Annotated in this window: 11 protein-coding genes; 4 read left to right on the top strand and 7 right to left on the bottom strand. The window is 63.6% G+C overall.

What is annotated here, in order from left to right:
• On the top strand, nucleotides 1-550 hold a 550-nt coding region (locus tag AWB78_RS39570), incomplete at its 5' end, for a DUF72 domain-containing protein (protein ID WP_232478070.1).
• A 63-nt stretch (nucleotides 551-613) separates the two neighbouring features.
• On the opposite strand, the gene AWB78_RS39565 is transcribed toward AWB78_RS39570, so the two are convergent.
• Together AWB78_RS39565 and garL are read right to left on the bottom strand one after the other, a co-directional pair.
• Entirely contained in the window at nucleotides 614-1522 is a 909-nt protein-coding gene (locus AWB78_RS39565; RefSeq protein ID WP_269768973.1) for a 2-hydroxy-3-oxopropionate reductase, read from the bottom strand.
• Between the two features lie 45 nt (nucleotides 1523-1567).
• Nucleotides 1568-2353 (bottom strand): 2-dehydro-3-deoxyglucarate aldolase, encoded by a 786-nt coding sequence (gene garL / locus AWB78_RS39560; RefSeq protein WP_062612339.1) that lies wholly within the window; start codon nucleotides 2351-2353, stop codon nucleotides 1568-1570.
• A 609-nt stretch (nucleotides 2354-2962) separates the two neighbouring features.
• On the opposite strand from garL, the gene chrA reads away from it, so the two are divergent.
• Nucleotides 2963-4207 carry a chromate efflux transporter gene (gene chrA, locus AWB78_RS39550; RefSeq protein ID WP_062612334.1) on the top strand — a complete coding sequence of 415 codons (1245 nt, stop codon included), beginning with the start codon at nucleotides 2963-2965 and terminating at the stop codon, nucleotides 4205-4207.
• Between the two features lie 65 nt (nucleotides 4208-4272).
• On the opposite strand, the gene glmS is transcribed toward chrA, so the two are convergent.
• From glmS to AWB78_RS39525, 5 genes are all read right to left on the bottom strand, one after another.
• On the bottom strand, nucleotides 4273-6096 hold the full coding sequence (gene glmS / locus AWB78_RS39545) for a glutamine--fructose-6-phosphate transaminase (isomerizing) (protein WP_062612332.1): 1824 nt from the start codon (nucleotides 6094-6096) through the stop codon (nucleotides 4273-4275).
• An 81-nt stretch (nucleotides 6097-6177) separates the two neighbouring features.
• Complete coding sequence (gene glmU, locus AWB78_RS39540; RefSeq protein WP_062612330.1) at nucleotides 6178-7539, bottom strand: bifunctional UDP-N-acetylglucosamine diphosphorylase/glucosamine-1-phosphate N-acetyltransferase GlmU; 1362 nt, start codon at nucleotides 7537-7539, stop codon at nucleotides 6178-6180.
• Between the two features lie 98 nt (nucleotides 7540-7637).
• Complete coding sequence (gene ttcA / locus AWB78_RS39535; protein WP_062612328.1) at nucleotides 7638-8597, bottom strand: tRNA 2-thiocytidine(32) synthetase TtcA; 960 nt, start codon at nucleotides 8595-8597, stop codon at nucleotides 7638-7640.
• Nucleotides 8594-8995 carry a dihydroneopterin aldolase gene (locus AWB78_RS39530; protein WP_062612326.1) on the bottom strand — a complete coding sequence of 134 codons (402 nt, stop codon included), beginning with the start codon at nucleotides 8993-8995 and terminating at the stop codon, nucleotides 8594-8596. The genes ttcA and AWB78_RS39530 overlap by 4 nt, the downstream gene beginning before the upstream one ends.
• A gap of 27 nt (nucleotides 8996-9022) precedes the next feature.
• Complete coding sequence (locus AWB78_RS39525; RefSeq protein ID WP_062612323.1) at nucleotides 9023-9865, bottom strand: SDR family oxidoreductase; 843 nt, start codon at nucleotides 9863-9865, stop codon at nucleotides 9023-9025.
• Between the two features lie 13 nt (nucleotides 9866-9878).
• On the opposite strand from AWB78_RS39525, the gene AWB78_RS39520 reads away from it, so the two are divergent.
• Nucleotides 9879-11084 carry a class I SAM-dependent methyltransferase gene (locus AWB78_RS39520; RefSeq protein ID WP_062612343.1) on the top strand — a complete coding sequence of 402 codons (1206 nt, stop codon included), beginning with the start codon at nucleotides 9879-9881 and terminating at the stop codon, nucleotides 11082-11084.
• A 10-nt stretch (nucleotides 11085-11094) separates the two neighbouring features.
• Nucleotides 11095-11289: a DUF2905 domain-containing protein gene (locus tag AWB78_RS39515; RefSeq protein ID WP_062612321.1), complete on the top strand. Its 195-nt coding sequence runs from the start codon at nucleotides 11095-11097 to the stop codon at nucleotides 11287-11289.
• Nucleotides 11290-11917: the final 628 nt, after the last annotated feature.

Below are 11917 nucleotides of genomic sequence, written 5' to 3'. Positions count from 1 at the left end.
TGAGCTGTATGCGGCTAACGTCGCACGTACAGTTCTCAGGGGAGGATGCGACGGTAACGTCGTATCCTTACCCGACATCAACTGGCAATTCGCGGCGACCAAGAAATTCGATCCCGACGACTTCGAGCGTTTCCTGGAACTGCTGCCCGCGAAAGTCGAAGGCCGCGCGATTCGTCATGCGGTCGAGGTGCGGCACGAGAGTTTCTGCGACGCGGCGTTCGTCGCGCTGGCGCGCAAGTATCGCGTCGCGGTGGTGATCGCGGGGGATTCGAAGTATCCGCAGATCGCGGACGTGACCGCGCCGTTCGTCTATGCGCGCATCATGGGCACGACGGACAAGCAGGCCAAGGGTTATGCGAAAGCGGCGCTCGATCGCTGGACCGGACGCGCGAAAGCGTGGGCGTCGGGCGGTGCGCCGGACGACTTGCAGACCTTCGGCAAGGCCGCGCCGAAAGCCGCATCGCGCGATGTGTTTCTCTATGTCATCAGCGGCTTCAAGGAGCGCAATCCCGCCGCGGCAATCGCGCTCCTCGAGCGTTTGAAGGTTTAGACGCAAACCGGCAAGCGCGATGCGAAGCTGCCGGCGCGCGGCCGGCAGCGTCGTCGATGATGCTTACTTCGTTTTCTGGCCGATTTCGTGGTTCGCCATGATTTCGAGCGCGCGCACCATGCCCGAGTGATCCCACGCCTTGCCGCCGTGCGCCGCGCACGCGTTGAACAACTGCATGCAGTTCGACGTGTTCGGCAGCGCGACGCCGAGCGATTGCGCGGTCGCGAGCGCCAGATTCAAATCCTTCTGATGCAACTCGATGCGGAAGCCCGGATTGAACGTGCGCTTGGTCATGCGCTCGCCGTGCACTTCCAGGATGCGCGACGACGCGAAGCCGCCCATGAGCGCGGTGCGGACCTTCTCGGCATCGACGCCTGCCTTCGACGCGAGCAGGAGCGCCTCGCCGACCGCTTCGATGGTCGCCGCGACGATCACCTGATTCGCGACCTTGCACACCTGACCCGCGCCGACTTCGCCGATCAGCGAGATGTTCTTGCCCATCATGTCGAAGAGCGGCTTGACCTTGTCGAAGGTCGCCTGCGCGCCGCCGACCATGATCGTGAGCGACGCGGCCTTCGCGCCGACTTCGCCGCCTGAAACGGGCGCGTCGAGATAATCGGCGCCCTTTTCGCGCACCTTCGCCGCGAACTCGCGCGTGGCGATCGGCGAGATCGAGCTCATGTCGACGACGATCTGCCCGCTCTTCAGCTTGCTCGCGACGCCGTTCTCGCCGAACAGCACGCGTTCGACGTCCGGCGTGTCCGGCACCATGATGAAGATGACGTCGGCCTTCTCCGCGACGGCCGCGGGCGAATCGCACGCCGTGGCACCCGCGCCGGTGAGATCGGCGGGCACGCCGCTACGGGTGAAGGCCGCGAGTTGCACGCCGTTCTTGAGAAGATTGGCCGCCATGGGATTGCCCATGATGCCCAGTCCGATGAAGCCTGCCTTTTGCATGTATCGCTCCTTGATGTCGATTTTCGGTGTCGGCCCGGTCGAGCATAGCGCCTGTTGCGCTCACGCCGGGATGAAGTGTTTCTTCACGGCCTGCGCCGCGTTCCTGAGCATGCCGAGATCCGCGCAGACTGCCACGAGCGTGCTGCCCAGCGCGAGATAGCGCTCGGCGTCTTCCTGCACCGGCGCGAGGATGCCGCTCGGCTTGCCGGCCGCGTGCGCGCGCTCGAACACATGTGCGATGACCGCCTGCACGTCCGGATGGTTCGCGTTGCCGATGTGGCCATACGCCGCCGCGAGATCCGACGGGCCGACGAACAGCGCATCGACGCCTTCGACCGCGATGATCTCGTCGATCGCTTCGACCGCCGCGCGGCTTTCGATCTGCACCGCGACGCTGATATTTTCGTTCGCGACCTGGAAGTAGTTCGGCACGGTGCCGTAGCGATTCCCGCGATGCCCGACCGACACGCCGCGGATGCCTTGAGGAGGATAACGCGTTGCGGCGACTGCGCGCTCGGCATCGGCGGCGCTGTCGACGAACGGAATCAGGAAATTGACGAAGCCCGCGTCGAGCAGCTTCTTGATGGCGACCGGATCGTTCGCCTGCGGCCGCACGACGGGCGCGCTCGGGCTGTCCTTCAGCGACATCAGCTGCGGAATGAGCGTGAGGGCGTCGTTCGGCGCGTGCTCGGCGTCGAGCAGCATCCAGTCGAAACCGACGACACCGATCAACTCGGTGACGACGGGACTCGCAAGCGACATCCAGCAGCCGATCAGTCTCTTGCGTTCGCGTAGCGACGTTCGGAATGCGTTGGGCAGCGGTTGATACGGTGACGATGACGGCATGATGCCTCCCTGTGACGACGGCGATCTGATTGGAGAGCGGTACGTCCGACGGCAATGTCATCAGACGTCTTAACACAGAGTATCGTCAGTTAAGGCCTGCAGACAGCGGCGTTAACCCTTATTTTCTTGGTTTTTTGCCATTTCCGTCGATGCTGCTCGCGTTTTACTTGTATGACGTCTTATTTCTAAGAATGTTGGCCGCGGGGTTTCTCGAAGCGTTCGAGCAATAACCGAAAGCGGCTCAGGAAGCTGCATCGGATTGCTGCTTGGACGTATTCAGCGAATGAGCGCTGCGGTTTTGAGCAATGCACTCACGTTGCTTAAGTAAACAAAAGAGTTCGTATGTATACGTGGTAGTAGTTAACAAGCCCGCCGCAAATCAGTGGATAACTCGATATGGGCGTTATACGTCAGAGGTTTACCGATCAAACAACTTCGGTATAGTGCGCCCGCTTTCGGATTGAACTCAGAACAACTTTCGCGCCGCGACGATGAACGCCGAGTTGTTCAGAAATCGCCAACAGTTAACGCAGCGATGTGCCAACAAGGTTGTCCACAGGCGGCGGTTTGATAGGGTGGGCGCCCTGCTCTATTCATCGGACGGAGTGCATGACCTCGAACTCTGCGCAACGCACCACCGAATCGACGTCACTCGGCAAGCGGGGAACGCCGGTCGAAGTCTTCACGACGTTTCTCAAGCTCGGCCTGACGTCCTTCGGCGGGCCGGTGGCGCATATCGGTTACTTTCGCGCTGAATTCGTCGAACGTCGGAAGTGGCTCGACGACGCGAGCTTCACGGATCTGGTCGCGCTCTGTCAGTTTCTTCCGGGGCCGGCGAGCAGCCAGGTCGGCATCGCTGTCGGCTTCGGACGGGCAGGATGGCTCGGCGCTCTTGCTGCGTGGACCGGGTTCACGTTGCCGTCGGCGTTCGCACTGATCGTGTTTGCGCTGGGTCTGGCGCATTGGGGGCAACTCGGACAATCCGGCGCGGTCCATGGACTCAAGGTTGCCGCCGTCGCCATCGTGGCTCAGGCCGTATGGGGAATGAAGACGTCGCTCTGTCCCGACCGGCTGAGATCGGGTATCGCCGTGGCGGCTGCGCTCGTCGCGCTCGGCGTTCCATCGGCGGTCGGGCAATTGGGCGCCATTGCGATCGGCGGCCTGTTGGGCTGGCGCATGCTGACGCTGAAGCATTTGCCGTCGGAACAGCATCGCACGTATGGCATCAGCCGGGTTCAGGGCGCGATTCTGCTCACGTTCTTTTTCATGCTGCTGGCTGCCCTGCCGGGCGCGGCCCATTGGAGCGGCGCGCGATGGCTCGAGGCGGCGGCCGTCTTCTACCGGTCCGGCTCGCTCGTTTTCGGAGGGGGCCATGTCGTGCTGCCGCTGCTTCAGGCGAGCGTGGTGCCGTCGGGCTGGGTCGCGAACGATGTCTTCCTCGCGGGATATGGCGCGGCTCAGGCCGTGCCCGGTCCGCTCTTCACGTTCGCGGCATTTCTGGGCGCGGTGATGCCGGCGCCACTGGGCGGCTGGACGGGCGGCATGGCGATGCTCGCCGCGATGTTTCTGCCTGCGTTCCTGCTGGTGCTCGGCGCCTTGCCCTTTTGGGAGACGCTTCGTCAACGGGACGCGATACAACGCGCGATGGGTGGCGTGAACGCGGCCGTCGTCGGGATTCTGGGCGCGGCGCTTTACGATCCCGTCTGGACGAGCGCGATACATTCGCGGTCGGATGTCGTGCTGGCGTTGGCTGCGTATGGGCTTCTCGTGGTCGGCCGGGTATCGCCCGTGATTGTCGTGGCGTTAACCGCGCTGGGAGGATGGGCGCTCGAAGCCGCGCATTTCGCGCTCTGAATGTAAAAAGGTCCGCGCCAGGCGCGGACCTCGATCAGTTTGGCGATGATGATCTCAAACGCCGATCACTCCACCGTCACGGATTTCGCGAGATTTCGTGGCTTGTCGACATCCGTCCCGCGCGCACACGCCGTGTGATACGCGAGCAGCTGCAACGGCACGACGTGCAGGATCGGCGACAGCGCGCCATAGTGCTCCGGCATGCGGATCACGTGGATGCCGTCTTCGCTGACGATGCGCGTATCGGCATCCGCGAACACATACAGCTCGCCGCCACGCGCGCGCACTTCCTGCATGTTCGACTTCAGCTTTTCGAGCAGCGCGTCGTTCGGCGCGACCGTCACCACCGGCATCGCTTCGGTCACGAGCGCGAGCGGCCCGTGCTTCAACTCGCCCGCCGGATACGCCTCGGCGTGGATGTACGAGATTTCCTTCAGCTTCAGCGCGCCTTCGAGCGCGATCGGATAGTGCAGGCCGCGGCCGAGGAACAGCGCGTTTTCCTTGCGCGCGAACTCCTCCGACCACGCGATGATCTGCGGCTCCAGTGCGAGCACGCTGTTCAACGCTGCCGGCAAGTGACGCAGTTGCGTGAAGTACGCGGCTTCCTGCTTCGCATTCACGTGACCGCGCAGCTTGGCGAGCGTCACCGCGAGCACGAACAGGCCGACGAGCTGCGTCGTGAATGCCTTCGTCGATGCCACGCCGATCTCCGTGCCCGCGTGCGTCAGGAACGCGAATTCCGTCTGGCGCACCATCGCGCTCGTCGCGACGTTGCACACCGCGAGCGTGTGCTTGTGACCGAGCGCCTGCGCGTGCTTCAGCGCGGCGAGCGTGTCGGCGGTTTCACCGGATTGCGAGATGGTGACGACGAGCGCCTTCGGATTCGGCACCGACTCGCGATAGCGATACTCGCTCGCGATCTCCACCTGCGTCGGAATCTTCGCGATGGATTCGAGCCAGTATTTCGCGGTCACGCCCGAGTAATAGCTCGTGCCGCACGCGAGAATCAGAATACTGTCGACGTTCGCGAACGCATCGGCGGCGCCTTCGCCGAACAGGCTCGGGCTGAACTCATCGGCTTGCGGAATCGTGTCCGTGATGGCGCGCGGCTGCTCGAAGATTTCCTTCTGCATGAAATGGCGATACGGGCCGAGCTCGACCGCGCCGCCGTATGCCGTCACGACGCGCACTTCGCGCGCGGCGGGCAGGCCCTCGCGATCGACGATCTTCACGCCGTCGAGGCCGATTTCCACGACATCGCCTTCTTCGAGGAACGCGAAGCGGTCGGTGCTGCCCGCGAGCGCGAGCGCATCCGACGCGAGGAAGTTCTCGCCCTCGCCCTCGCCCACGCCGACGACGAGCGGCGAACCCTGACGCGCGCCGACGACCGTATGCGGCTGATCCTTGTGCATCACGGCGATCGCGTACGCGCCATGCAGTTGCTTGACGGCATCCCGCACGGTCTGGAACAGATCGCCGCGATACATGCTGTGAATCAGATGCGCGATGACTTCGGTATCCGTCTGCGAGACGAACTCGTAGCCCTTGCCCTTCAGCATCTCGCGCAACGACTCGTAGTTCTCGATGATGCCGTTGTGCACGAGCGCCACCGCGTCGCGCGAGAAGATCGGATGCGCGTTGTCGGTGACGGGCGCGCCGTGCGTCGCCCAGCGCGTGTGCGCGATGCCGGTCATGCCGATGAGGCCCGAATCGCGCACTTGCGCGTCGAGATCGGACACGCGCGCGACGCTGCGCGCGCGGCGCGGCTCGCCGTGGCTCAGAACGGCCACGCCGCACGAGTCGTAGCCGCGATATTCGAGGCGGCGCAGTCCTTCGACCAGCACCGGGACGATGTTACGTTGCGCTACCGCGCCGACGATTCCGCACATGGGCGTTCTTCCTTTGAAACCTGTATTTGAGAACGCGGCGCCGATGCACCGCGCGCGTCTGACTGAACGAACCCGACAGCCTTACGACTTCTTCTTGACCGGGCGCGCATAGCCCGTCTTGCTGACCTGCACTTTCTCGTTGAGCACCAGCTCGCCTTCACCGACATCCTTCCACACCGTCGTGCCGGCGGCGATGGTCACGCCACGGCCCACGCGCACCGGCGCAACGAGTTGCGTATCCGAGCCGATGAACACGTCGTCCTCGATCACCGTGCGATGCTTGTTCGCGCCGTCGTAGTTGCAGGTGATCGTGCCCGCGCCCACGTTCACGCGCGCACCGATATCGGAATCGCCGATATACGTGAGATGGTTCGCCTTCGAGCCATGGCCGAGCACCGCGTTCTTCACCTCGACGAAGTTGCCGACATGCGCTTCGTCGCCGAGCTTCGCGCCCGGACGCAGCCGCGCATACGGTCCGAGCACGACATTCGCGCCGGTCGTGCCGCCTTCGATATGCGTGTACGCATCCACGCGCGAGCCCGCGCCGATCACGGCATCGCGGATCACGCAGTTCGGGCCGATCGTCACGTTGTCGGCGAGCGTCACGCGCCCTTCGAATACGCAGTTCACGTCGATCGACACGTCCGCGCCGCATTCCAGCGTGCCGCGCACGTCGATGCGCGCAGGGTCCATCAGCGTTACGCCCGCGTCGAGCAGCACGTTCGCGACGTTGCGCTGATGGATGCGCTCCAGTTCGGCGAGCTGAATCTTGCTGTTCACGCCGAGCGTTTCCCATTCGGCGTCCGGCTGCGCGGTGACGACTTCGACGCCCGCTTCGATCGCGCGCTCGACCACGTCGGTCAGATAGAACTCGCCTTGCGCGTTGTTGTTCTTCAGCGACGCGAGCCACGTTTCGAGCGTGCGCGTCGGCGTGATGATGATCCCGGTGTTGATTTCCGCGATGCGCCGCTCTTCCTCGCTCGCATCCTTCTGCTCGACGATCCGCTTCACCTTGCCGCCCGCGGCGCGCACGATGCGCCCGTAGCCGGTCGGATCGCCGACGGTCACGGTAAGCACGCCGTAGCGCTCGGCACCCGCGGCATCGATCAGGCGCTTCAACGTGCTGGCGCGCGTGAGCGGCACGTCGCCGTACAGCACGAGGGTCGGAACGGAAGGGTCGAGCAGCGGCAAAGCCTGCTGAACGGCGTGTCCCGTGCCGAGCTGCTTGTCCTGAAGCGCGAACTGAACGTCAGGCGCCCCGACGGCTTCGCGGACCTTCTCCGCGCCGTGCCCGACGACCACGACGAGACGCGTCGGCGACAGCGTCCTGGCCGTGTCGATGACATGCGCGAGCAACGGCTTGCCCGCAAGGGAATGAAGTACTTTCGGCAGAGCTGAGCGCATGCGCTTGCCCATGCCGGCAGCCAGAATCACGATGTTCATCGCTGGAAGCCTTGCTGGGTATGACGAGCCGCCAATATATCACCGGGCCCTTTGGCGCAGTGCGGCGAAACCCACGTTGCGCCCTTGTTGGATAAAGGCTACAGGTCGTCGAACTGCACAATTGAAACCGTGCCGGACGGGCCTGACGGTTCGCTTGCACACGGTTCCTCGTCGAACGCGATATCGCCCTGCGGATCGGCCTCGCCCGTCGCGCGCAAACCGGCGAACGGGAACAGTTTGCTGTCCATCAGATGCGACGGCACCACGTTCGACAGCGCGTTGAACATGTTTTCCACGCGCCCCGGGAAACGCTTGTCCCATTCGCGGATCAGCGCCTTCATTTCCGCGCGCTTCAGGTTCGGCTGGCTGCCGCACAGATTGCACGGGATGATCGGGAATTCGCGCAGCTCGGCGTACTTTTCCAGATCCGTTTCCTTCACATAGGCGAGCGGACGGATCACGACGTTCTTGCCGTCGTCGGATTGCAGCTTGGGCGGCATGCCTTTCAGCTTGCCTCCGTAGAACATGTTGAGCAGCAGCGTCTGCAGGATGTCGTCGCGATGATGGCCGAGCGCGATCTTGGTCGCGCCGAGCTCGCCCGCCACGCGATACAGAATGCCGCGGCGCAGGCGCGAGCACAGCGAACACGTGGTCTTCCCTTCTGGCACGAGACGCTTGACGATGCTGTACGTGTCCTGATTCTCGATATGGAACGGAATATCGAGCTTGCTCAGATACTCCGGCAGCACATGCTCCGGAAAGCCCGGCTGCTTCTGGTCGAGATTGACGGCGACGATATCGAAGTCGATCGGCGCGCGCTCGCGCAGGCGCATCAGGACGTCGAGCATCGCGTAGCTGTCCTTGCCGCCCGACAGGCACACCATCACCTTGTCGCCGTGCTCGATCATGTTGAAGTCGCCGATCGCCTCGCCGACCTGCCGTACGATGCGCTTGAAGAGCTTGTTGTTCTCGTACGCTTCCTTCTGCTCGCGCCTGGTCAGCGCCTCGCGCGCGGGTTTCTGCGCCTCTGCGGTTTCGATCGTGTCGCGCGCGTTCATGCTCGTTCCTCTTTGATGCGAAAGACTTCGACGCCCACCGCGTCGCAATCGGGATAGACATCGGGCTTTTCCGTCGACACGGCCACGGCGCGCACGTTCGGATGCGCGAGCAAGGCGGCGGCGACGTCGTCGCACAGCGTTTCCTGCAAGTGAATGTGGCCGCGCTTCACGCGATCGGCGATGGTCGAGCGCATGAAGTCGTAATCGACCACTTCGGCCAGCTTGTCCTCGATGGGCGTCGACAGCGCGAGCGGCACGAACAGCTCGACGTTGATCACGACGCGTTGCTCGCCGCGCTTCTCGAAGTCATGCACACCGATATTGATGCGCACTTCGTAGTTGCGCAGAAAAAGCCGCCGGCAATCGGTCAGCCGGGGATGCGAAAGTGCGGCAAGCATGTTGGTTCCAATATTCAATAAACGCGTTTAAGGCTTGTGCGCGCCGATCATGTACATCACATCGCGCGGGCTCGGCACGAGGTGCTGGCCGCCATCGACGACGAGCGTCGTGCCGGTCACGCCGTGCGCGTTCGCGAGAAAGCACGCGGCCTGCGCGACATCCTCGACCGTCGATGCGCGGTTGAGTGGCGTCACGCGATGCGCCGCCTCGAACGACGCGGGCGTCTGTCCGGCGGAAATCAGCGTCAGGCCCGGCGCGAGGCCGACGACGCGCAGCTTCGGCCCGAGCGCCTGCGCCAGCGCGACGGTGGCGTTGTCGAGCGCGGCCTTCGTCAGCGTGTACGACAGGTAATCCGGATTCATGTTGTAGAGCTTCTGGTCGAGCACGTTGATGACGACGCCGCGTTGCGCGTCTTCACTGGCGGCGGCATCGGGCGTGATCGCGTGCAGCATGCGCGCGAGCGTGAGCGGTGCGGCGACGTTGACGGCGGTCATCGCGAGCAGCTTCGCGTAGCCGAAGTCGGTGGCGGTGTCCTCGTCGAAGCGCGACGCGCAGTTGACGATGCCATTCAGCCCGCCGAACGTCTCGACGCACGCGGGCACGAGCCGCGCGACTTCGGCTTCGACGCCGAGATCCGCCTTCAGCGCGACCGCGCGCCGCCCGAGCGCCTCGATATCCGCGACGGTTTCGCGCGCTTCGCGCTCCGAGCCGCCGTAGTGCACGGCCACGTCCCAGCCTTGCCGCGCGAACTCCAGCGCGACGCCGCGCCCGATGCGCTTCGCCGCGCCCGTCACCAGCACGGCGCGGGAACGCGGAACGGTGCCGGAAGACGGCGAGTTGACGGAAGAAAACGGCGTGGAAGCGCTCATTTACAATACTGGGATGAATCCAAATGCTCGACAATCCGATAGTTTACCTGCTCCGGGCGCCGACGCGCTCGCGCAGTCCGAAGCGCTTACAGACCTGATTCGGGGGCGCATCGCCGCGGCGGGCGGCTGGCTGCCGTTCGACCGCTACATGGATCTGGCGCTCTACGCGCCCGGCCTCGGCTACTACAGCGGCGGAGCGATGAAATTCGGCCGCCGCGCGGAAGACGGCAGCGACTTCGTCACCGCGCCCGAACTGTCCCCGCTTTTCGCGACAACGCTCGCCCGGCCGGTTGCGCAGGCCTTGCGGGAAAGCGGCACGCGGCATCTGATGGAATTCGGCGCGGGCACGGGCAAGCTGGCCGCGGGGGTGCTCGCCGCGCTCGCCGATCTCGATGTGCCGTTCGACAGTTACGCGATCGTCGATCTTTCCGGCGAATTGCGCGCGCGTCAGCGGGAGACCATCTTACGGGAGGTGCCGGCGCTCGCCCCGAAGGTGAAATGGCTCGACGCGCTGCCTGACCGGTTCGAAGGCGTCGTGATCGGCAACGAAGTGCTCGATGCGATGCCGGTGCGTCTCGTCGTGCGCAAGCTCGGCGCGTGGCACGAGCGCGGCGTCGTCGAACTGAACGGCCGGTTTGCGTTCGATGACCGGCCTGTCGCGCCGGATGCGCAGATCGAACTGATCGATGCCGCCATCGACGAAGCCAGCCACGAGCCGTTCGCCGAATACCTGACCGAAACGCACGAGGCCGCGCTCGGCTTCACGAAGACCGTCTGCACGATGCTGACGCGCGGCGCGGCGTTTTTCATCGACTATGGATTTCCGCGACGCGAGTTCTATCACGCGCAGCGCGCGGCCGGCACGCTGATGTGCCATTACCGGCATCGCGCACACGCGGATCCGTTTCTTTATCCGGGCTTGCAGGACATCACCGCGCACGTGGAGTTTACGGGCATCGCGGAGGCGGGCGTCGAGACGGGCGCCGATCTGCTCGGCTTTACGTCGCAGGCGCGCTTTCTGATGAATGCGGGCATCACGGATGTGCTCGACGAGCTGGATCCTTCGGATGTGAAGCGGTTTCTGCCTGCGGCAAATGCGGTGCAGAAGCTCCTTTCCGAAGCGGAGATGGGCGAGCTTTTCAAGGTGATCGCGTTTTCGCGCGGTATTCCCGGCACGCTCGACGCCTTCGCGACGGGTGATCGGTCTCATACGCTATGAGTGCGCGATCATGATCCGCTGGCTGCTCACGACGTTCATCGCGCTCGCGATTCTTTCCGGGTCGATGCCCTGGTTGAAGAAGATCGGCATCGGGAGATTGCCGGGGGATTTCACGCTTCGGATTTTTGGGCGTGAGTATTCGTTTCCGTTTATGTCGACGCTTTTGCTGTCGGTGTTGCTTTCGCTCATTGCTCGGGTGCTTTGAGGCTTGTTTTCGGGGAACTTGGTTTCGTGTCGGTCTATTTGCGTTGCCCCTGTGCGGGGCGGCAGTCACTTTCTTTGCTGCTGCAAAGAAAGTAACCAAAGAAACAGCTTTCCCCAGCCTAAGCACTTCAGGCCGGCCGCGGCACAGAACTTCGCAATTGGTCCGGCAGTAGCGAGTGCCCTCATAGGCCTAACCGGGCTTGGACCGCGCACGGTCTGACAAGTTAGTTGTTTAAGGGCGCTGGTTCAGCACCAAATAGCTCCGGCACAGCGCTACGCGCTGCCGAGGGGTATGCAAGGGAAACCAACGAACCACCGATGCAGTGAGATGGATGCGTAAGTAAAGAAGCACACGCATCCCCGATGGACCGGTCGGCCGCGAAGCGGTTGAGCTATTTGGCGCCTTACCAGTCAGTTGAGTGGCGCGATGTGGCAGACCGTGCGCGATCCAAGCCCGGAGGGTTTTGTGAGGGCACTCGCTACTGCCGGACCACGAGACTGCTTCTGTGCCGGGGCCGGCATGAAGTACTTTGGATGGGGATAGCTGTTTCTTTGGTTACTTTCTTTGCAGCAGCAAAGAAAGTGACTGCCGCCCCGCACAGGGGCAGTGCAAATAGACCGACACGAAA

Origin of the sequence: Caballeronia calidae (assembly GCF_900044055.2) — a bacterium.
Lineage (GTDB): Bacteria > Pseudomonadota > Gammaproteobacteria > Burkholderiales > Burkholderiaceae > Caballeronia > Caballeronia calidae.
Note: the sequence above shows the minus strand (reverse complement) of the source record. Positions and strands in the feature narration are given on the sequence as shown.